22 protein-coding genes and 1 pseudogene are annotated in these 20,766 nt (G+C 41.1%); 6 read left to right on the forward strand and 17 right to left on the reverse strand.

All coding sequences use genetic code 11. From position 1 onward, the window contains the following. Nucleotides 1-10: 10 nt before the first annotated feature. From BA724_RS05475 to BA724_RS05485, 5 genes are all read right to left on the reverse strand, one after another. Complete coding sequence (locus tag BA724_RS05475) at nucleotides 11-388, reverse strand: DnaJ family domain-containing protein (RefSeq protein ID WP_069937655.1); 378 nt, start codon at nucleotides 386-388, stop codon at nucleotides 11-13. A 627-nt stretch (nucleotides 389-1,015) separates the two neighbouring features. Next, the gene (locus tag BA724_RS18995; RefSeq protein ID WP_281181993.1) at nucleotides 1,016-1,210 is read right to left on the reverse strand and encodes a hypothetical protein; all 195 of its coding nucleotides are present in this window, start codon (nucleotides 1,208-1,210) and stop codon (nucleotides 1,016-1,018) included. A gap of 28 nt (nucleotides 1,211-1,238) precedes the next feature. Then, nucleotides 1,239-1,391, reverse strand: a complete 153-nt coding sequence (locus tag BA724_RS19000) for a hypothetical protein (protein ID WP_281181994.1) — start codon at nucleotides 1,389-1,391, stop codon at nucleotides 1,239-1,241. A gap of 83 nt (nucleotides 1,392-1,474) precedes the next feature. Then, nucleotides 1,475-2,506 carry an FUSC family protein gene (locus BA724_RS05480; RefSeq protein WP_069937656.1) on the reverse strand — a complete coding sequence of 344 codons (1,032 nt, stop codon included), beginning with the start codon at nucleotides 2,504-2,506 and terminating at the stop codon, nucleotides 1,475-1,477. 95 nt (nucleotides 2,507-2,601) lie between these two features. Next, entirely contained in the window at nucleotides 2,602-3,282 is a 681-nt protein-coding gene (locus tag BA724_RS05485; RefSeq protein ID WP_069937657.1) for a type 1 glutamine amidotransferase domain-containing protein, read from the reverse strand. Between the two features lie 303 nt (nucleotides 3,283-3,585). Here BA724_RS05485 and qoxA point away from each other — a divergent pair, with 303 nt between their 5' ends. The 4 genes from qoxA to qoxD are packed head-to-tail and all read left to right on the forward strand — an operon-like array spanning nucleotide 3,586 to nucleotide 7,373. Beyond that, nucleotides 3,586-4,512 (forward strand): cytochrome aa3 quinol oxidase subunit II, encoded by a 927-nt coding sequence (gene qoxA / locus BA724_RS05490; RefSeq protein WP_069937658.1) that lies wholly within the window; start codon nucleotides 3,586-3,588, stop codon nucleotides 4,510-4,512. Nucleotides 4,513-4,543: 31 nt separating this feature from the next. After that, nucleotides 4,544-6,490: a cytochrome aa3 quinol oxidase subunit I gene (gene qoxB / locus BA724_RS05495; RefSeq protein ID WP_069937659.1), complete on the forward strand. Its 1,947-nt coding sequence runs from the start codon at nucleotides 4,544-4,546 to the stop codon at nucleotides 6,488-6,490. Next, nucleotides 6,487-7,089, forward strand: coding sequence for a cytochrome aa3 quinol oxidase subunit III (gene qoxC, locus BA724_RS05500; protein WP_069937660.1), 603 nt, complete (start codon nucleotides 6,487-6,489; stop codon nucleotides 7,087-7,089). Before qoxB ends, qoxC begins: the two co-directional genes overlap by 4 nt. Then, entirely contained in the window at nucleotides 7,089-7,373 is a 285-nt protein-coding gene (gene qoxD, locus BA724_RS05505; RefSeq protein ID WP_069937661.1) for a cytochrome aa3 quinol oxidase subunit IV, read from the forward strand. Before qoxC ends, qoxD begins: the two co-directional genes overlap by 1 nt. A gap of 34 nt (nucleotides 7,374-7,407) precedes the next feature. Here the strand turns inward: qoxD and BA724_RS05510 are convergent, their stop codons facing one another. The 4 genes from BA724_RS05510 to BA724_RS05525 all read right to left on the reverse strand — a co-directional run bounded on the left by BA724_RS05510 (nucleotide 7,408) and on the right by BA724_RS05525 (nucleotide 10,687). After that, entirely contained in the window at nucleotides 7,408-7,644 is a 237-nt protein-coding gene (locus BA724_RS05510; protein WP_069937662.1) for a hypothetical protein, read from the reverse strand. A gap of 138 nt (nucleotides 7,645-7,782) precedes the next feature. After that, on the reverse strand, nucleotides 7,783-8,415 hold the full coding sequence (locus BA724_RS05515) for an MOSC domain-containing protein (protein ID WP_069937663.1): 633 nt from the start codon (nucleotides 8,413-8,415) through the stop codon (nucleotides 7,783-7,785). A 288-nt stretch (nucleotides 8,416-8,703) separates the two neighbouring features. Continuing rightward, on the reverse strand, nucleotides 8,704-9,276 hold the full coding sequence (locus BA724_RS05520) for a spore coat protein (RefSeq protein WP_069937664.1): 573 nt from the start codon (nucleotides 9,274-9,276) through the stop codon (nucleotides 8,704-8,706). A gap of 448 nt (nucleotides 9,277-9,724) precedes the next feature. Then, nucleotides 9,725-10,687: a cation diffusion facilitator family transporter gene (locus tag BA724_RS05525; protein ID WP_069937665.1), complete on the reverse strand. Its 963-nt coding sequence runs from the start codon at nucleotides 10,685-10,687 to the stop codon at nucleotides 9,725-9,727. A gap of 161 nt (nucleotides 10,688-10,848) precedes the next feature. Between BA724_RS05525 and BA724_RS05530 the strand changes: the two genes are divergently transcribed. Next, entirely contained in the window at nucleotides 10,849-11,217 is a 369-nt protein-coding gene (locus BA724_RS05530; protein ID WP_069937666.1) for a heme-copper oxidase family protein, read from the forward strand. A 291-nt stretch (nucleotides 11,218-11,508) separates the two neighbouring features. Here BA724_RS05530 and BA724_RS19005 read toward each other — a convergent pair whose 3' ends face one another. Further along, nucleotides 11,509-11,643, reverse strand: a complete 135-nt coding sequence (locus BA724_RS19005) for a hypothetical protein (RefSeq protein ID WP_281181995.1) — start codon at nucleotides 11,641-11,643, stop codon at nucleotides 11,509-11,511. A gap of 162 nt (nucleotides 11,644-11,805) precedes the next feature. Here BA724_RS19005 and BA724_RS05535 point away from each other — a divergent pair, with 162 nt between their 5' ends. Next, entirely contained in the window at nucleotides 11,806-12,657 is an 852-nt protein-coding gene (locus BA724_RS05535; RefSeq protein WP_069937667.1) for an STAS domain-containing protein, read from the forward strand. 198 nt (nucleotides 12,658-12,855) lie between these two features. On the opposite strand, the gene BA724_RS05540 is transcribed toward BA724_RS05535, so the two are convergent. The 7 genes and pseudogenes from BA724_RS05540 to BA724_RS05575 all read right to left on the reverse strand — a co-directional run bounded on the left by BA724_RS05540 (nucleotide 12,856) and on the right by BA724_RS05575 (nucleotide 20,762). Then, the gene (locus tag BA724_RS05540) at nucleotides 12,856-14,118 is read right to left on the reverse strand and encodes a glycoside hydrolase family 18 protein (RefSeq protein WP_069937668.1); all 1,263 of its coding nucleotides are present in this window, start codon (nucleotides 14,116-14,118) and stop codon (nucleotides 12,856-12,858) included. Nucleotides 14,119-14,780: 662 nt separating this feature from the next. Then, the gene (locus BA724_RS05545; RefSeq protein WP_069937669.1) at nucleotides 14,781-15,716 is read right to left on the reverse strand and encodes an acetamidase/formamidase family protein; all 936 of its coding nucleotides are present in this window, start codon (nucleotides 15,714-15,716) and stop codon (nucleotides 14,781-14,783) included. A 658-nt stretch (nucleotides 15,717-16,374) separates the two neighbouring features. Then, nucleotides 16,375-17,162: pseudogene (locus BA724_RS05555) on the reverse strand (glucose 1-dehydrogenase). 21 nt (nucleotides 17,163-17,183) lie between these two features. Further along, complete coding sequence (locus BA724_RS05560) at nucleotides 17,184-18,044, reverse strand: GRP family sugar transporter (RefSeq protein WP_069937671.1); 861 nt, start codon at nucleotides 18,042-18,044, stop codon at nucleotides 17,184-17,186. A gap of 599 nt (nucleotides 18,045-18,643) precedes the next feature. Next, the gene (locus BA724_RS05565) at nucleotides 18,644-19,129 is read right to left on the reverse strand and encodes a hypothetical protein (RefSeq protein WP_069937672.1); all 486 of its coding nucleotides are present in this window, start codon (nucleotides 19,127-19,129) and stop codon (nucleotides 18,644-18,646) included. Between the two features lie 30 nt (nucleotides 19,130-19,159). After that, nucleotides 19,160-20,218, reverse strand: coding sequence for a P-loop NTPase (locus BA724_RS05570; protein ID WP_083256086.1), 1,059 nt, complete (start codon nucleotides 20,216-20,218; stop codon nucleotides 19,160-19,162). 70 nt (nucleotides 20,219-20,288) lie between these two features. Next, nucleotides 20,289-20,762 (reverse strand): helical membrane plugin domain-containing protein, encoded by a 474-nt coding sequence (locus BA724_RS05575; protein ID WP_069937673.1) that lies wholly within the window; start codon nucleotides 20,760-20,762, stop codon nucleotides 20,289-20,291. Nucleotides 20,763-20,766: the final 4 nt, after the last annotated feature.

Genomic DNA, 20,766 nt, shown 5'->3' on the forward strand with positions numbered 1-20,766 from the left:
CAATCAATGCTTATTTACCAAAAAGCTTTTTCTCAATTCTCTGCTCATAATTTTTAAAAATGCTTGAATTTGTATTGATTCTTTTTTTCGACAGCATTTGATTGTAGCGAAGTAATTTTTCATCCAGCTGCTGTTTTAAGTCACGCTTTTGTTCAGGGTCTACACAGTCATTTATAAGCCGCTCGAGATTGCGCATGTCCTGGCGAAGATTTGCATCTTCTGGTGTAAATCCTGCGTTTTTCATCATTCTAACCGGCATGCGCAGCTCTGGCGGCAAATGTTCGAGTTCATCCTTTGGCAGCGGCTTGCCGGCCCCAGGTAAATTGTCAAACATGCCTTCTTCAAGCGCTTTTTTGATTCGCTCTTCTGCAATACGAAATGAGTCCATGTCAACCACTCCATTTTAATATTGTTGGTCCTTATCATAGCAAAACTCTTTTCGTTTTCAAAATGGCTTCAATCGGGTATAATGACAGTAGATCAGCATACATTAAAAAAGCCTTTTCGATGTGTCCAGCATCGAAAAGGCGATTACAATAGCTGGTTTCCATTACGGGAATCGGCGTCACAACAGGCTAAAACCGCCCGGGCTCGCTAAAACCTCAAGGGCGGTTTTAATCTTTTTTCTGGAATGACAGAATTGAAATAACCAGCCCCGTAAACGCTACGGTAAACATAAGCGATTCAAATACAGTCATACGGCCTCACCTCCATTCCTGCAAAGACATGCTTTGACAGTGGAGTGAGCCGACCACCCTTGAGAAACCTTTGCTATTGCTTTTTCATTATAACACATGCCCGAATGTCAGTTCGAGATATTTGTAGAATAAATGTAAAAAAGCATCCTTTTTCACAGAAGGATGCTTTTTTACATTTAGCCAAGTCATATTTTCTTTTGTATTTTTACCTGTTTCAAAATGCTGGTGCCAGTATTCATTTAGCTTATGTATCTGGAGTAGATACTAATGGCAGAGTTTTTAATTATATTAAAGGATTTCGGAAAGAAGAAATTTTGTTAATTTCGCAAAATAATATAAATTAGATAGACGATATAAGCGGATGCGAGTACCATCCCTTCTCTCTTGCCGATTTTAAAGTTCGTTCTCGAGAAAATCAGTAGCAGAACCGTTAAAGCAATCATAATTATTACATCAGTAAACACTTTGTCATTTATGGCAAGCGGAGAAATAACAGAGGATGCACCAAGCACAAATAGAATATTAAAAATGTTGCTCCCATTAACATTTCCAAGAGCGACTGTCAGTATTATTCCCTTCTAATGCGGCAATAATACTGACAGTCGCTTCAGGAGAGCTTGTTCCAAATGCAACAATTGTTAAACCGATTAAAATAGGCGGTACACGGAGCAAGCCAAGCAATATTTGACGCACCCTCTACAAAAAGATCCGCCCCTTTGATTAATAATGCGAATCCGACAATTAACAATAAATAGGTCATGCAAATCCCCTCTTTCTTACTTTTTTGTTGCTTTACAATATTGATCGATTAATTGGTCAAGCCGCTGCAGATGAAACGTATATTCAACAATAGAAGCGGCAATGATCAATAACCGGAATTTTTTATCTTTGTTTTGCGTGTAAATGTCCAGCGCCCGCTCAAAAAATGCTGCGCTTTCCTTCATTTCGTTTAGTTCATGATCATTTTCTTTCTGTCTTATTTTCCCCTCATATTTTAAAAACAAATATTCATGGTATTTTATTAATTTTTCAATATGAGCGTCAAACAAGTAATCTTCTTCATCACTGGCCCCGCTTTGAAAATAGTGCTCTTCAATATTCTCTAATATTTCTTCCCCCTGCTGCAGGGTTTTGAGCATTTGTTTAAACACAACGATTTCCCGTACATCAAGCGGTTTTAATTTAGCCAGCTTTGTCCGTTCTTCATCGAAAATTTTATACTGATCTTCTAATTTTTGAATATCCTGCTGAAGCTGTTTACTTTGCCCACGGAAAGACGTTTCGGTGAGTTCATTAGACACAGCTGTACGCAGCAGCAAAGACATATTTTGAAAAACGGACGTCGCTTTTTCAAGATAACTCTTCTTATAGTTTGGCGGGAATATAAGCAGGTTGACAACCAAAGCAGACCCAATCCCGACCAGGATAATAAAAAAGCGATTGAGTATAAAATCGATATCTTCATTGCCTGGAGCGCTCATAATGGCCAGTACAGTAACAAGCGTCAGCGGGATTGTGCTTTCCATTTTCATTTTTAAGCTTAATGAAATCACCAGCATCATTAACAGCCCAATGATAATCGGATTGTCCCCTAAAAGGTAAATAGAAAAAAGGGCTACTGCAGCACCCATTGTATTGGTCACAACCTGATCCAGCAGCTGTCTCCAAGAACGGTAAATGGATGGCTGAATCGTAAAAACAGCTGCCACTGCCGCAAAAACAGCTGGCTCAAGGTTTAAGAAAAAACATATGTATAGAGATAGTGTTACGGCAATGCCTGTTTTAAAGACGCGCGGACCTAACGTCATCTTTCATTCCTCCTGTTTTGCTTTTTAATACAAATAAAGACACTTTCACTTGATTTTAGTGAAAGTGTCCAAATAAAGAAAGACATTTGTCCCGCTTATTTACCTTTTTTTAAAGCATTCACCAGTTCTTCACCCATTAATTCAGAGGAAAATGGATCACGGCTCGTGACGATTTGGTCGCCGGCCCATACAGCATGCGCTTTTTTCTCAAGGCTGCCTTTGTCGTACTGCGCCGTTTTAGTCAACTCATCTTCCAAGCTGAACGGTAAAATATCGAGAAGCCCTTCCGGCTCAATTTCATTCGGGTAACCGGTCACCGTTTTGCCCGCAATAATGCTTTTCCCATCTGGCCGTTTTGTCCAAATAAGTGGCGCCGGTCCGTGGCATTCCGCTGCCACAATACCTTTATTGTCATAAATGGTATTGATCAGCTTATGAAGGGATTCATCTTTTGCTAAGTCATACATTGCTCCGTGCCCGCCTACAATCAGAACCGCATCATATTTACCCGCGTTTACTTCTGATAATTTTAACGTATCGTCTGCACGTCCGGACTCGTACATCGCTTTATACTTGCCTTCTGGATCGTAATCCTCTTGCAGGCTCACTTGATCGAGCACTGGTTTGCCGCCAAGAGGCGATGCGAGATCAACAGTATGCCCTGCTTGTTCCAGCAGTACAAGCGGTGCAAAAAGTTCCTCTGCCCACCAGCCGGTTTCGTAATTATTTTTTTCATCTTTATGACCACTTGATAAAATTGCAATAATTTTCGCCATACAAAGCACTCCTTTTTATCATTTCTTTTTATAGATTACCCTGTTCCGCATGAGATAATCATAGAGACATATTTTTCAGAAAAGAGCCATCCAGAATTTCCCCTTTTCGGCAAAGGCTCGAAAACTGTTGAATTTTTTGTGACACTCCCGCTAAAGGATTGTTTTTTACTCCTAATAGGATTAGCATAAGAGAAGGCGAAAAGATCGTTGTAATTCTTGTTTATCTACCTTAAACTGCTCAATTGTGAATATATTAACAATCTTTTCGCTTTACTAGGTAACTACATAAGAAAGGGGTATAGCATGAAAAAGAAATGGCTGTTACTGTCAGCAATTTTCACTATCGCTACAGTGCTTGCAGGGTGTGAAAACCGGCTTATGATACTTGATCCAAAAGGACCACAAGCCAAAACGTTATCTGACACGATCATTTTGTCCATCATTGTGATGGCTGGTATTTTATTTGTCGTTTATGTGTTATATGCGTTCATGCTCGTTAAATACCGGGCTTCAAAAATGGGAGATGATTATGAACCTCCTCATGAACATGGCAGCAAAACGCTTGAAATTATTTGGACGGTTATTCCGATCATTATCGTTGTGTTTTTGTCTGTTGTGACTGTCCAGACGACGAGCGAAGTTGAAAGCAAGCCATTAGGCTATGAAGACCAGGAACCGCTCGTTATTTATGCATCGTCATCGAACTGGAAGTGGCACTTCAGCTATCCAGAAGAAGGCATTGAAACCGTGAACTATGTGAATATGCCTGTGGATCGTCCGGTTGAATTCCGACTTTATTCATACGGACCGATTACAAGTTTCTGGATTCCACAGCTTGCCGGTCAAAAATATGCAATGAGCGCCCATGTAACCAAAATTAATATGGCTGCAGATGTGCCTGGTTCATTTATGGGCCGGAACTCGAACTTTAATGGTCAAGGATATGCACAAATGGAATTTGAAGCGCAGGCGATGACTCCGGCTGACTATGAAGAATGGGTGAATGATGTAAAAACAACAGCTCCTGAACTATCAGAGGCAGAATTTGATGAACTTCTTGAAACAGACTTTGTTGGACGTCAAACCTATTCATCAACACATTTAGAATTTAGTCCGGCTCCTGAAGGCCAACATCATGGAGCACCTGTTTCAGATGAGGAAGAGATGAAAACAGCTCCTTCTTCAGAGACTGATCACTTCAATCATAAGGATGCAGAAGAAGCAGAATAAGATTTAGAAATCTGAAAGGAGTTAACAACGTATGAAATGGGACGAATTTTTCGTTTTCACCGGCGATCCGATGTTATTTGCTGCTATGATCAGCATTATTGTCGGCGCTATCTCCATTGTTGTGGGGCTTACCTATTTCAAAAAATGGGCTTACCTATGGCGTGAATGGCTCACAACCGTCGACCATAAAAAAATTGGCGTTATGTATATATTAGTAGCGCTTATCATGCTGTTCCGCGGCGGCGTTGATGCCCTTTTAATGCGCGGTCAGACCGCTATGCCGGAAAATGGGCTGCTTAATGCCCAGCATTACAATGAAATTTTTACAACGCATGGCGTTATTATGATTCTTTTCATGGCGATGCCGTTTATTATCGGATTAATGAACGTAATTATTCCGTTGCAAATTGGCGCGCGCGACGTAGCGTTCCCGCGCTTGAACTCAGTAAGCTTCTGGCTGTTTGCAGCCGGTGCGGGACTGTTTAACATCTCGTTTATTATTGGAGGATCACCGGATGCCGGCTGGTCTGCTTATTTCCCGCTTGCCAGTCTTGAATTCAGCCCGACTGTCGGGAATAACTATTACGCACTTTCCTTGCAAATTGCCGGTCTTGGTACATTGATGACAGGTATTAACTTTGTTGTGACAATCTTAAAAATGCGCGCACCTGGTATGACATGGATGAAAATGCCGATGTTTACATGGTCGGTATTAATCACAAACGTTATTATCGTGTTCGCATTCCCTGTTTTGACTGTGGCGCTTGCCCTAATGACAATGGACCGCCAGTTTGGCACCAAATTTTTCGCGATGCAGGACGGTGGAATGGACATGCTTTGGGCGAACCTGTTCTGGGTTTGGGGACATCCTGAAGTATATATTGTTATTCTTCCTGCTTTCGGTATTTTCAGTGAAATTATTTCCACTTTTGCCCGTAAAAACTTATACGGGTATAAGTCGATGGTTGTCAGTATGGTTGCGATTTCCCTTCTTTCTTTCGTTGTTTGGGCGCACCATTTCTACACAATGGGCCACGGCGTTATGGTCAACAGCATATTCTCTATTTCAACGATGGCGATTGCTGTACCGACCGGGGTGAAAATATTTAACTGGCTGCTTACCTTGCATAAAGGGAAAATTTCCTTTACAACACCAATGCTGTATTCTCTTGCGTTTATTCCGATTTTCACAATCGGTGGGGTTACAGGTGTTATGCTTGCGATGGCGAGTGCCGATTATCAATACCACAATACAATGTTCCTTGTAGCGCATTTCCACTACGTATTAATTCCAGGAACAGTATTTGCGGTTATTGCCGGATTCCATTTCTGGTTCCCGAAAGTATTCGGTTTCCGCTTAAACGAAAAGCTTGGAAAACTTGGATTTTGGTTTATCACAATCAGCTTTAATGTGGCGTTTTTCCCGCTGTTCATTCTTGGACTAAACGGAATGACACGCCGTATGTATACGTACTCTGAAAGCACTGGCTACGGCCCTCTTAATATGCTTTCATTCATTGGCGCCGTTGGTCTTGGGATCGGCTTTATCATTCTCGTCTACAACATTTACTGGAGCATCCGCTACAGCCCGCGCGATGAGGATGGAGATCCATGGGATGCGCGTTCTCTTGAATGGGCTACACACAGCCCTGTGCCGGTATACAACTTTGCACGTGTACCGAAAATTAATGAACTCGATGCGTTCTGGTTTGCGAAGAAAAATAACCGGATGCTTAGCGATGACCCTTATGAGCCAATTCATATGCCGAGCAACAGCGGTATGCCATTCCTAATGAGCGGCGCCTTTTTTGCCGCAGGCTTCTGCGCTGTTTTCAGCTGGTGGATTCCGGCTATCATATTCACGATTGCCATTTTTGTTTTCATGGCACTCCGTTCGTTTGAACAAGATCATGGCTATTACATTTCAGTGGAAGAAATTGAACGGACAGAACGGGAACTTGGAGGTGACAAGAAGTGAAAATAGATGAATCATTGCCACTCGAGTACAGCACCGAAGAAAACCGGCTGAAAATTCTCGGCTTCTGGATCTTTTTAGGTGCTGAGATCGCCTTGTTTTCAACATTATTTGCGGTTTACTTTACACTTGAAAACCGCTTTGGCACTGGACCAAGCGCGCAGGAAATCTTCCATATGCCGCCGGTTATGATTGAAACAATTTTACTTCTGACAAGTAGTTTTACTATCGGTCTTGGGATTCATGCTATGCGGCTTGGACTGAAAAAAGCGATGATGACGTTCTTTGTCATTACACTTATGCTCGGTCTTGGCTTCCTCGGCGTTGAAATTTATGAGTTTGTAACGTATGTGAATGAAGGTGCAACGATCCAAACAAGCGCGTTTCTTTCAGCCTTGATGACACTGCTTGGCACACACGGTTTGCACGTAACATTCGGTCTTTTCTGGGGAACAGCGATCCTGCTTCAAGTAAGAAAACGCGGACTGACACCGGAAACAGCTAATAAATCGTTTATCTTCTCACTTTACTGGCATTTCCTTGACGTCGTCTGGATTTTCATTTTCAGCTTCGTTTATTTGAAAGGACTGATGGTACTATGATGAAGCAATTGTTTCCGAAGCAGCACGTTATGGGCTTTATGTTCTCTCTTGTCCTGTCTGTCGTTGCATTATCGGTTCTCACTTTTGATATGTCATACAAAATGGGAATGGCTATTTTAATTGTTACAGCGATTGCTCAGGCAAGCGTGCAGCTTCTTCTCTTCATGCATATCGGCGAATCAGAAGATAAAAAAACATTGTATACGAATATCATCTACGCCCTGTTTGTCGGTGTAGTGACGATCCTTGGAACATTACTTACGATGATCTGGGGTTACCAATAAAAATCCGGGGCGGGTTATTCCGCTCCGGGTTTTTTTATTGGTTTATATTCTGCCGTCTTGCACTAAGATTTTCGATTAACACAAACATTAAACCAATACCGAACACCCACATGGAGCTGACAAGAATGGTCGCTCCAACAATCGACATCATAAACCCTTCGTTGAGACCGCTTGCAAATAAACTAATAATAAAGATACTTGCTCCAATGATACATCCGGCACCCGAAAAGTATTTAATAAATGATAGCACTTTCAATTGTTCTGTTGTCATTCTTAATCAGCTCCTTCTTACTTTCTATTTTACCCATATTCACAAAATTGTCAAACTTATTTCATATTATCGTCAAAATTTATTCATGGAATGATCACAAAAAAACAGGGAGCTTTATTTCCCCCTGGTCATTTTATATTACTGTAACCGTATACGAAGTGGTTTTTTCCAGCTTTCGGCTAATTCTTCTAACTGACTCAGCATGTGAACATCTTCCCGATCAGCGTTTTTATTATTCATGATGGTGTTTGCTTTACTTATCGTTATTTTGGCTGGATGGATCTCTGTCCGCTTCAGCTCACTGGTGATTTTAACTTTTCCTTCTGTTAAAACACGGAAATAAAAACCTGTATAACCTGTCTCTTCTACTAGAAGAGCAAGTTTCGGTTCATGATGAAGCGCGGCGAGTTTAAAGCATGGCTGACGCGGCTGGCTGATTTGCACAATCGATTCTCCCAATTGAAACACATCACCGACATGGACATCTGTTTCAAGCACTCCTGCGGCCGTTACATTTTCACCAAAAGCAGCAGGCGGCAGCGGCCGATTAAATGTTTCTTCCCAATATGCATAATGCTCAAGTGCATACACACAAACGGCTTTGTCCTCCCCGCCATGATGAATAAGGTCCGCTTGTCCATCTCCAATGAACCCAATGTTGGACAAATAAAGTGAGGTTTGAACCGGTCTTTTTTTAATACCTGATAAAACCGTTTTCTTTTTATATGACAGCTCAGCCGGCTTGCCAATATTTAATGAAACTAACTTCATGTTTTCCTCCTTAAATGCGATCAGATATCAATTTTTAAGATACGCTGCCGCTCGCTCTCACCGTACTTAGGCATGCGAATATCACCGCAGGATATCCGGAAACACCAAGAAAATATTATATTTTATGTATTGGTCAGCCATTCGTTCTTTTAACTATCTCCTGTAAATAATATCATACAAAAAATAATGTTCGTTCAGCCTCGCTTTACGAAAAATCCTCTGTAGTAACAGCTTTTTTCTTTTATGGTACAAAAAAACCGCCCTAATACGCAAGGGCGGTTTTCAATCTTATTGAGGGATAGTTTGAGTTGCCGGTGCATAGCATTGCTGCATCATCTGCATATCTGCTTCAGAAAGCTGCGGCACCTGGTAATATCGGTGCTTGTTTTGATAAATTGAAATTTCATATGCCATTTCAATGCAGTTCGGCACAGAGTCTGCTAAAACTCGGCGAACAACCGGGTTTGTCGCTTCTAGTGCAGCATATGTTTTTAACGCTGCACCGGATTTATGCGCACCGAGCATAAATCCGGAGATGATTTCGTCATTGATTTCCGTTTCTGTTTGTATAGGCTTTGTCGGCTGTTTTGCTTCAAGACCGTATATAAATTCGTTGTCTTGTTTCATCATATAGCTTTTTGTGGGAAAAGCAGGGTCCTTTCCAGACTTGAAACAATCGACCGTTGTATTATACTCCTGCACCATAAATGCATACTGGCGATTTAAAATGTCCAAAAGTTCCGGATCCTGTACTTTTGAGCGCAGCATTGTATATTTATTTAATGCGCCAACTGAACATGATAACACTTCATGAACATCAAGTACTTCATGTGCCCCATGATTAAATTGTGGTGAAGTCATTCAAAATCGCCTCCTGAATAAAATATGTTGCCTGTATAGTGTGCGGCACAGCCTTCATTTTATTCAAAAATTAATGAGGCAATCCAACTGCTTGAAAACACATGATTGCGGCCGTTTTGTCCAAAATTAGAAATAAAAAATGTTTTCTTATTTACAAAGCGATTGGATCTTTAAATAATGTTGAAACCTTTTTTGCCGGCATTAAAAAATACTCCTTAATCGCTAAAATACAAGATTGAGATCCAGCGCATAGTGAATATTTTATGAATTATTTATAATTCGCGCCTGCCCGGCAGAAATCATCTCATCAGAAGGGATGCAGCCTGGGAAAAATAAACGGTGCGTGTGCATAAAGTGAAATTCCTCTCAAGCAAAACTTGCTTTTCATTATAGGTCATATCCGCCTTTTTGACTGGAAAAACCAGATGGCAGCCGCCATACGGTTCTTTTATAATGGTTTGGGAGAGGAAGTCCAGCTTGTCGCTCCATCATCTTCAATAATGCCAAGGGTTACATCGCTTATTTCCGGTTGATTGAGAAGGCGGTTTTTCACCCTGAATTTAATATCATCTGCATCCGCAAGAGTTAATCCTTTACGAAGCTCTACGATGCCATCTACATGATACGAACGCCCCTCCTGCATAATTCGCAGCGAATGGATATCCACAGCATCCGTATCCTCTAAAATAACCTGTCCCACTTTTATTTCCACTTCAATCGGCGCCGCAACACCAATGAGACCAATCATATTGTCGTAACCGACCCGGAACGCGACAAAAATCATAAGTAAGCCGATTAGAATTGTGATCGCTCCATCTGCCGCTAAAATACCGAATTCAGCAAGACTGATCCCGATAAATGCAAGTACAGCTCCAGCTGTCGCTACTAAATCCTCATAAAATACAAGTCGTGTGGCTGGCGAAGCCTTGCCGACATTTTTAAATGCCTGAGCGACAATATTCCCTTTTTTCTCCACGCGCGCTTCATGCAAGATCTCTTTCATTGCCTTAAATAAAATAAATCCATCAATAATAAACGCGGCCAGCAATACCAATGCATTTAATAAAAAATCGGTTGATTCTTCCGGATGCTGAAGTAATTTCCATCCTTTTAAAATCGTTTCATATGCCATAATCGATACAACAATGACCGCTATCATACAAAAAATATTGACGACGCGGCCGAATCCGGTCGGAAACCGCTTAGACGGCTTCATTTCAGCGAGCGAGCTTCCAAAGAAAACAAATCCTTGGTTAATGGCATCCGCAAGTGAATGCATTGCTGACGCAAACATCGTTCCGCTCCCGCTGAATGCAGCGGCAAAAAATTTTAAAATTGCGAGAATCGTGTTACCAAGTGCCGCAATGCCGGATGATGTATTTCCCTTTTTCAATAATTGAACAATCGCCATAGGCTCCCTCCTTTATTAATTATACATCCCTATACCCAACAGCATGGTCATTTACTCTCCAACAGAAATATTGACAGAAAGAAAGCGCTTAAGGTTCTTTCTTCCAATACGCTTACTATAATAAACAAAGAATAAATATGATGATATAGGGAGGGGAATTGATGGAAAAGCTGTATTTGAAGATTGCTGTTTGTTATTTTGTTGCGGGCGTCTTGCTTGGAATGACAATGGGCATCATTCATGATTTCAGGTTAACTTCCGTACATGCCCACATTAATTTGCTTGGATGGGTTTCAATGGCGCTTTTTGGTCTTATTTATCATTTTTATCCCGCTGCCGCCCAGACAAAGCTGGCACGAATTCATTTCTGGCTCCACAATATCGGCCTGCCGATCATGATGATGGCAATCGGCTTTCAAATTTGGACAGGTGACGCTGCTTTTATGCCGGCAGCGATTATTGGCTCTCTTTTAATTGTGATAGGAGTTTTATTATTTGCCATAAATCTGTTCAAACAAATGCCTAGATAAAGAAGCCTTTTATTAACCCTTAATCTGTATTTATTATCCTTTAACAAAAATCGTGGCCTTTCTTTTGGAATAACAGAAGTGATTTCAAAACACAGGTCACATTCTACTTGCATTAAAAAACCTTGTGCGTCAGTTCAAAAAGCACAGGGTTTTTGAATTTATAATTTGTTTATCAATGTTAATCATATTGACCAGGAGTAGTGCTACCCGCCGAAAGAACGCATTTTCAATATTTTTTCTCATCTAATATAACCAAAAAGATAACCCCCGTCACACAAAGTGCCGAGGGTCTTAATTCACTATATGATGTGCTGGATTATGCAGCCGGCCGGTAACATCTTCTTCGAACGGTACATTTTCTTTTTTCGTCTTAATGGCCCGCTTATAAAAAAGTAAAATAATAACAGCTGTGATGGCTGTCCCCACATAATAGCATCGTCAGCAGCAGTTCAACCATTTTCATGACCCATATCTCTCTATTATACATTTTCATCTACTTCTACGTTTAAAATTTTTGTGCGGCCTGTTCTCATGATATGATAGTCCAATGATCTGAAATTTGCTGACGAAAGAAGCGTGGACGTTTATATGAATACAACATACACAAGACAAAACAATACCCAATTTCGAGATATTGAAGAAGCGGCCATTCGAGTGCTTCAATTAATGGCGGAATTCGTTGACATAAATACATTGTTTATCGCGCGGAATGACGGAAAAACAAATCGCATGATAAAAGTGTTTAACAAAGAAGATATACTGGTATCTGAAGGAGAAGAACTTCCTTTTTACGAAAGCTATTGCAGCTTAAGTGTAAAGCATGGAGACAGAATCCTCATTATTCCTGATTTAAGTATGGATGAAAAAACAAAAGAAATGAATGTAACGAAACATTTAGGAGGCGGTACGTTTATCGCCATTCCCATTAATTATGAAGATGGCGAAAACTATGGAACGATTTGTGGACTGGATACGAAAAAACACTCTTTTACTGATGAACAAATATCGCTTTTTGAAACGATGTCTTCCTTGTTAACGTATGTACTTGAACTTGATTATTCACATCAGCAGCTTTATCAAACAGCAGCACCCGTTGTGCCGATTACAAGCGGCGTCGCGATCCTGCCAGTTGTTGGTGACATCGATGAACGTCGGGCGGAAGGCATCATTGAAACAGCTCTATTTAAAAGCCCGGAGCTTGGAATCAATCACCTCATCATTGATTTATCCGGTATTATGTACATAAATGAAACCGTGATCGCATCGCTCTTGAAAATCGTCACAATCTTAAAACTCATTGGCGTGACTCCAATATTAACGGGGTTTCGGCCGGATCTTGCCATGAAAGCCGTTCAGATGAATGCGGAGTTGGGTACTATTTTAATCGTGGCCAACTTGGAGCAAGCGCTGAATCATATTGGATTTGAGCTTAAAAAGTAAACAGGTCTGCCGTAAAATGGCAGACCTGTTTTTATTTTTAAGAAACATCTGGTTTAAGAGATGGTTTTTTCTTTCAGCCAACAAGCGGCTTGTATAGTAAACAATGATAACAAAAACAGATGAGCAGTTAGGAAAGTTTACTGACTATTCGCTAAAGTAACATTATTATACAAAATTACAAAACAGTACTAATCCAATTTATATCTTTCTAATAGTGAAAAATTTTCTTAAAAGCCAAGGTCCCTGTGCAAATCCCAGTGTTAATTGCCAGGCCCCAAGTCCTTGTAAACCATACTCACGGATTAATATCATTTTTGAGCTGATGCTTCTTGCATCTTCAAACCATACTTCATGTGTTACTCTCTTTTCATCTGTATATCGGAAATATGGAGACTCAAATTCCTTTGAATATTGGATCGGCGACTGATACATCATGGCAGTTCTTATCGCATTTTGATTTGAAATAGCTGTAGCGATCCTCTCTTGACTGTACGGAATGATCCAATTATATCCGTACAAAGGTATTCCTAATATAATTTTTCTGCGCGGAACACTTCTGATCGCAAATTCAACTGTCGTTCTTACTTCCGTAATTGGGGCGACAGGCCCCGGTTCGCTGCCAGCATGATGCCAATCATAAGCCATGATAAACATAAAATCCACTACTGACCCAATTCCGCCATAATCATACCCTCTTAACCAAGGAATATCCTCGCTTGTTTTTGGTGGAACAGCTATTGTAACGACAAATCCTGTTGGTCTCAAACGTTGACTCAATTGACGCAAGAATCCGGTAAAAAGATCTCTGTCTTCTTCCAAAACACCCTCAAAATCAATATTAACTCCCCCATACCCTTTTCTTGAAATTAAAGAGGAAATATTATTGACAAGATTTGTTCTGCTTGCAGGATTATTCAAAACTTCATGAACAAGGTCAGGACTAAAGCCTTGATGGGTCAAATTGGTGATAGTCGCTATCGGAGTAACTCGCTGTCTCCATGTGGTTTGAATCGCAACCGCATCATTTAAATCATTGACGATGTCTCCATTATTTGCAAAATGATACTCAAAAAGAGAGATAAATGAGGAGTAAGGGGCAAATTCAGTAATTAATCTTCGGTCCTGTTCTGGGCTTCGAATGACATAAAAGCTCAAGGTGCTTGCGAGAAAGTTCGAAATATCGGGAATCCGTATTCGCATACCTGGTTGTAAAGTAGTCTCGCTAACAGAGGGATTTGCATTCCTGAGTTGTGCTAAAGTGACATACGCTTTCTTTGCAATTTTAAAAAGAGTATCCCCGGGTTGAACAATATACGTATATAAAGGAACAAGCAGAGCTTGGCCGGGAACAATGTTCGTTTTTTCAAGACCATTTGCCGATTGTAACTGATCAATAGAAGTTTTGTACATGTTGCTTATTCTAAATAAGGATTCGCCTGGTTGAACTTCATGTATAAACATACTTGTCCTCCATTCACACTATTTACAATTTTAACAAATAAAATGAAATTCATATGAAATTGGAGTTTACACAAGGAACATGATTAGATACTAAATTTTAAATACCCTGTATGTATATGAATGAATTTTACATATATTACCCAGTCAAATCTTCGCTGACATTTAGAACTAACATTTCTTGCCTATCCTCGTTTGCCTAAATGTTATAACCATAATTACAAAAAAGCATATTTCACAAAATTTCGAGGCGAATGATTAGGGTACCCATAGGTGTTCAAAAAACTCCGGAATAATAGCTGAATTTCTTCATCCGCTCCATTACGCCTATTGCTGCAACATTGACACCTTCATTATTATAATCCATTTTTATCCATAAAACCCACTTCATGATGGTGCTGTATTAGTCGGAATAATCAAATTATTGATCATACGAAATTCATAATATGCAAAAAAATGCTCAGCATCTGCCATAATCATCTGATTGTCATTCTTAAAGGCATAATGAAACTGCTCATCGTGAGAAAGCAAGAAAAAAAGCGTATCAGCACCGGTTAAGATACCAATACACTAAACTATAAAATCAATTAATCTTTTTTCTTTAACTTGATATGAGTAGTTTTTAATACTCTATCCATATCCTGATCCTGTTTATCTGTGCAATATTAGTGTTCAAAGACTGCCAGCGGGAGGACCGCGCTGACTACGTAATGTCCTGCGTCGACTATTTCTGATATTTTAAGGTCAACGCATAAACTGGAAAGCACGTAGGCATCTATTTTGGACATTTTGTATGTTTCTGAAATGTGGTCCACCATCCCGCGTAGAGCATCCTGTGACGCTTTAAACAGATCTGACCCAACACCTGTCGTACCATAGAAGCCAGCATGATTTACTTTCGGTGTCAAAGCGCCTTTTGTTTGAAACTGTGGAGCTGGAATCGACTTTCCTTTAATTAACGTAAATCTTAGACTTGAAGACATCGGACATTCCAGTGCCGACACACATACTTCCCCATCTCCTTGAGCAGCATGACCGTCACCACAGCTAAAAAGAGCGCCAATTTCTTGTACGGGAAGATACAATGTCGTACCGATCATAAGCTGCCTTGTATCCAAGTTACCCCCAAATGTTCCTGGAGGCATGATTGGAACATTATCCGCATTCTTAGGGCAAACGCCCATTGTGCCTAAAAAAGGTTCAATCGGTACTTTAATATCATCTCGGAAATGAATATACTCGCCGTCCGACAAATCAAATGTGCGCAGATACGCATCCGGAAATTCTTCTGCTAATAGACCGAGTCCTGGAAGTACAGCAGTCCATCCCCAGCCTTTTGTTTTGAGATCCAGAATTTCAACCGCCAGTGTATCTCCAGGCTCCGCTCCCTCTATGTATACCGGCCCTGCGAGTGGATATACACGGTTCCAGTCAAGTGCAGCGATCGCTTCTGTGGTCGAATCAATAGTGAATTGTCCATCTGTCACTTCTCTCGTTTCAAAAATCACTGTATCGCCACTTTGAATGGTTAAGACAGGTTCATTGTTCGCATTCCATGTAAAATGTACAATATCGTTTGGGAAATAATGAGTTTTTGACATAAGTTATTACTCCTTTATTCAATACAGTTTATATACTTTTTAATAAATGATAATTTTTATACTATCTCAATATTTGAAATTGATCAAATTGAAACTGTTATGGCTTCTACTTGATTTAAAGATTGATAATGACAAATTAAGTTTACTCACTCTCCGAATAATGAGAGAAAATCACGTTTGTAAGCTTTACAGGTCATTATTCAACCCCTAAAAGCAGCAAACAAAAAAAGCCATCCTCAACGACGGCTCTTCCAGCCTGCAGACATCATCTTCAAAGTGAAGACTTTGTCTACAAGCTGAGGCCTGCCGTAAAATGGCAGACCTGCTTTTATATTTAAGAAACGTCTGGTTCATCCGATTTTTCGTTTCTACCTGCATCATTCCCATAAGTTCACCTTCTTCATTGTAAAAAATAGTGGTAAACTTCCGGTGAAAAAGTGTGATTGCATGGAAAGATAAATAAAGAACACCGTACCTTGCGCCAATATCCTTCTTTTTTCCGGTTATTTTGTGTATTGGATAATTAAATTAGTCTAGAATACTGACGTAAAACGTAAAGTCTCATTCAAGTATCATTGAACACGGCTTCGAGTTGTATATATTGTTTGAACATCTTTACACTTTTGAATCGTATGCAAAAGTCAGCTATCTATTCAATTTATCCTCGGCCGGCTTGAAAGCCCGGATATTTTGTCATTCCTCCGTCAGCAAATAGCGTATAATCCCTGTTACATAACTCGATTCTGAAGAAGCAAGCCATGCGGCAACCGCCGCAATTTCTTCCGGCTTGCCGATATACCCCATCGGGATCAATGATTCAACATCAGCTTTTGCTTTCGGATCAGAAAATTTCTCGGCATTAATCGGCGTATCAATAGCACCTGGACCAATGCTGTTAATACGGATTCCTTTTGGCGCGTATTCTAACGCAAGCGTCTCAGTCAGCATCTTGACGCCCCCTTTGCTTGCTGCATAATGGACAAAGTGCGGCCAGGGAATGACTTCATGAACACTGGACATATTGATGACAGTCCCTTTTATATGGTGATCGAGCATATAAGCGATCGACTCCCGGCACCCTAAAAACACGCCAGTCAAATTCGTTTCGATAACTTTATTCCAATCCTCTGTCGATAATTTTTCAGAAGGCACCTCATTTTCAATTCCCGCGTTATTAATCATAATGTCAAAGGTACCAAATGCCTCAACCGTTTTGGTGATCAGATTTTTAACATCCTGTTCTTTGGAAACATCCCCTTGCACGTTAATTGCTTCGCCTCCTGCAGCCTGAACTTCTTTTGCCACTTTTTCTCCGTCCGCTTCATTTTTGAAGTAGTTCACGACGACCTTCGCTTTTTCCTGTCCAAAACGGATGGCCATCGCCCGGCCAAGTCCGGAAGAAGCACCGGTAATAACAACTACTTTTCCCTCTAAGTCTCTATACATTCTCATCACTCCATATTTGAGTTATTTTTTAGTGAAGCCAATCATCACACCGCCCGCAATAATTAAGATGCTTCCAATAACAACAAAGAGAAGCTGTTTTTTTGTCTTCTTTTCCCCCAGCAGAAAAATACCGCCAAACGTTGAAATAACGATACCTGTTTGTGATAAAGAGAAGCTCGTCGCGACCCCTATGCGAGGCAGAGATAGGAGCAGGCCCAAGTTCCCGATCCCCCAAATCAAGCCGGAAAGAATATTCCGGACAGCATACTTGTTAAACGGTTTATGCTTAAAGGTAAGAATGATAGCACCGCCAAACATCCCAATCGCCTGGGGCAGAATGGCCGTCCAGCCATCAATGTTAAACCAGCGGATGATCACGACATAACCAAGATATCCCGCCGTCGAAAAAAGCAGAAGCATAATCCCTTTTCGCCTTTTAACGGATCTGGAGTCTTTGTTGACTTCACCTCCTGTTACTGAGGTGAGAATCACTCCTACAATAATGAGAATAATGGAGACACTGCCCAGCAAAATGGCTGTGGCTGTCGTCCACTCTTTAAAAACAATTACGCCAAAAAGAGTGGTCGCAGCTAGCTGCATGCCTGTTGAAATAGGGACCGTTTTGGATACCCCGAGGTATGGTACGCTGCCAAGCTGGTTCTGCTGGCCCACCGCCCAAAAAAGGCCGGAAATGATACCGGCTATCCAGGCGGTCGTATTGATAAAGGGATGGGTCCATACATAAACGCCGGCTGCGAATATAAGCGCGCCAATCGTTATGCCCAGCGTCTGGCTGTAAGAGTCTCCCCCTAATTTAACGCTTACAAGCACGATACTTCCCCAGGCAATGGCAGGAATGAGTGCAATTAAAATAGTTGTCATATGAAGTCCCTCTGTTTATCGTTTGTTGGACATTCTTTTGTGTTGTTCACTTCTTTTCAAACAAAATATAGCTTTTGTTTGAAGGGAGAAAATTATGTATCGTTTCTCTTCTATAGAAAAGCCTGTTTGAAAACACTAAATACCATGCTTCAGGAATATTTCGGTCCTATTTATAAGACGTACTCGTTTCGAGGTATTAAAAAAGTGCCCTGTAAAAGTTTGCATAGCAGCTTTTACAGGGCACCTCTTCTATATAAGTTGAATTAAAATTTCTGCTTTCTCAGCTTCCTATCGTGAAAGAGCACCTTTTTAAAAAGCAGCGTAATGGGCTGCAGGCTGCGCTTTCCTGACCAGTCATCGCGCTTTGCACGCCCGTTTCAGCTTGTCCCGTGGAAAGCGGAGCCGCGCGAATGCCGTCCTTACATGACTGGGGCTAAGTGCCGCTGCCTGATCTTTTTCTCAACGGTTAAGTGTAAATTCTATTGTTCAACTTATATATTTCATATTTCCTGCCTTTATTATAAAAAGATCTAACCATCTGTTCTTTATCTGTAACGGCGTTTTTTGCACATTCTATATTACAGCAATTATGCTGTCATTTACTTCATATTTCCTGCAATCATTTGCAGTGCTGATTCATTTCGCAGCAATGGAAACGGTCCGCTCCGTTTTTGAATTACTTGGAGCACATCCATTCTTTGCTCCTCTGGAATCGTATCAAACAGCTCGTCGAAAGCCGGCGCCAGAATGCGCGGATCCATAAATAAAAACAGTCGTTTCCATTCATTCCGCTTTATGAATTGCTGGAGGCTTATGTGGGTCTGATGGATCTTGATTTTCATTTTTGTTAATTCCAGCTCGTCAAGGGTCAGCACTTCCGGCAGCTCAACAAAGACCATTTCTTTGTAATAAACAAATGGAGCACTGTCTCCCTTCGGATTAAAGAATAAATCCGACAAAGAAATCCTTAAGTAATCCACAGCTTCTTGTAGCATCTGTTCATCAGGAAAAGAAAGCGCCGGAAATGTTTCACGTACGTGATCCGGCACCTGATGCAGGGGAAAAAGCTTTTCTTTCCGTATCATCGTTATTCTCCTTCCTAGGATTGATAGCTTTTATTGTGACTGTTTATAAGTGAAATCAATTGTTTCTGCCAGCAGTTCAAACGCCTCGCTGGCCGGACTGTCTTCATCGGCAATGGATGTTGTAAAACCTTGATCAACCGGCTGGAATGGAACGCGGGCAATCACGTTGGTCTCCAGCCGTTCCGCTAATTGATCACCGCCTCCTTGTCCGAATAAGTACCGCTTTGTTCCGTCTCTTTCCTCAATGTAAGACATGTTCTCGACAACACCTGCGATTTCGTGCTTCGTATGCCTTGCCATAACACCGGCACGTGTCGCTACATAAGAAGCGGCCTGGTGAGGGGTTGTCACGACGATTTCTTTCGCTTGCGGAATCATAGCGGCCACGTCGATTGCAACATCCCCCGTTCCTGGAGGAAGATCCAGAAGTAGATAATCCAGCTCTCCCCAGTGCGTGTTTACTAAGAAATTTCGGATCCATTTATTTAGCATTGGCCCCCGCCACATAACAGGCCCGTTATCAGGCGAGAAAAAGCCCATTGACATAACTGATACACCATGGCTCATTAATGGAATAGCTGTTTGGTCAATCATCACCGGCTTTTCCGTAATGCCCATCATTACCGGAATACTAAACCCATAAATATCAGCATCGATAATGCCTACTTTTTTGCCAAGTTTCGCAAGAGAAACAGCCAGGTTAATCGTCACCGTTGATTTGCCTACGCCGCCTTTTCCGCTTGTAACTGCAAGAAACGTAACACCGGAGTCCGGTTTTAACAAAGCGGGCATCCCGCTTTCTGTTGTTTCCGCCTGACGCAGTGTGGCAGATAATGCTTTCCGCTCTTCATCTGTCATACTCCCAAATGAAAGCTGAATATCCGTCAAACCGATTTCACGCAAGGCAGACTCAATGTCTTCCTGAATTTTTGCTTTTAACGGACAGCCCTGTATGGTCAAAATTACATCCAAGCTGATTGAGTTCCCATTAATCTTTATATTGCGAACCATGTTCAAGTCCACAACAGACCGATGCAGCTCAGGGTCCTGAACATGCTGAAGGGCTTTTAATACTTGTTCTGTCGTCATCCTAATCACTCCTATTTAGTCACACAATAACGGGAAGGCAGATGTATTCTCTGCCTTCCCGTCTAAACATTTATTCTTTTAATCCTTTTCCAATTCCTTTTAAGAAGTGAAGACCGAAATTGATGGCCCGATTAATATCAGGATCTTTCAGTGCTTTCACCAGATCAAACATACCGACTTTCTGGTCTTGCTTTTCTTTTGCATCTTCCAAACCAATGGCAACGCCTGTTAACAATTTCTTTGTTTGCTCTGGATCAACGGCAGTTAAAACGCCGGCCGCCGCCATCGCGTTGTTGATTAAAGAGGTCATTTCTTTTCGGCCTACCTGTCCTAATGCAACCTCTGCAATATTTTCCTTCGCTTTCAGCATCGATTCTGCCGCTTCAAGGATCCCACTGTCATGAAGTTCACGGACAATGGCCATTGTTTTTTGAAGGGCTTCTTCATTTTCTGTTAAACTGTCTGTCAGTTTATTGAGCGACTGATGCTTTATTTCTTCTTCGTTCCATTCACGTTTTTTTAACGTAGTAATCGGACTTGCCATTTTT

Source organism: Domibacillus iocasae (assembly GCF_001750285.1).
In the GTDB taxonomy this organism is placed as follows: domain Bacteria; phylum Bacillota; class Bacilli; order Bacillales; family Domibacillaceae; genus Domibacillus; species Domibacillus iocasae.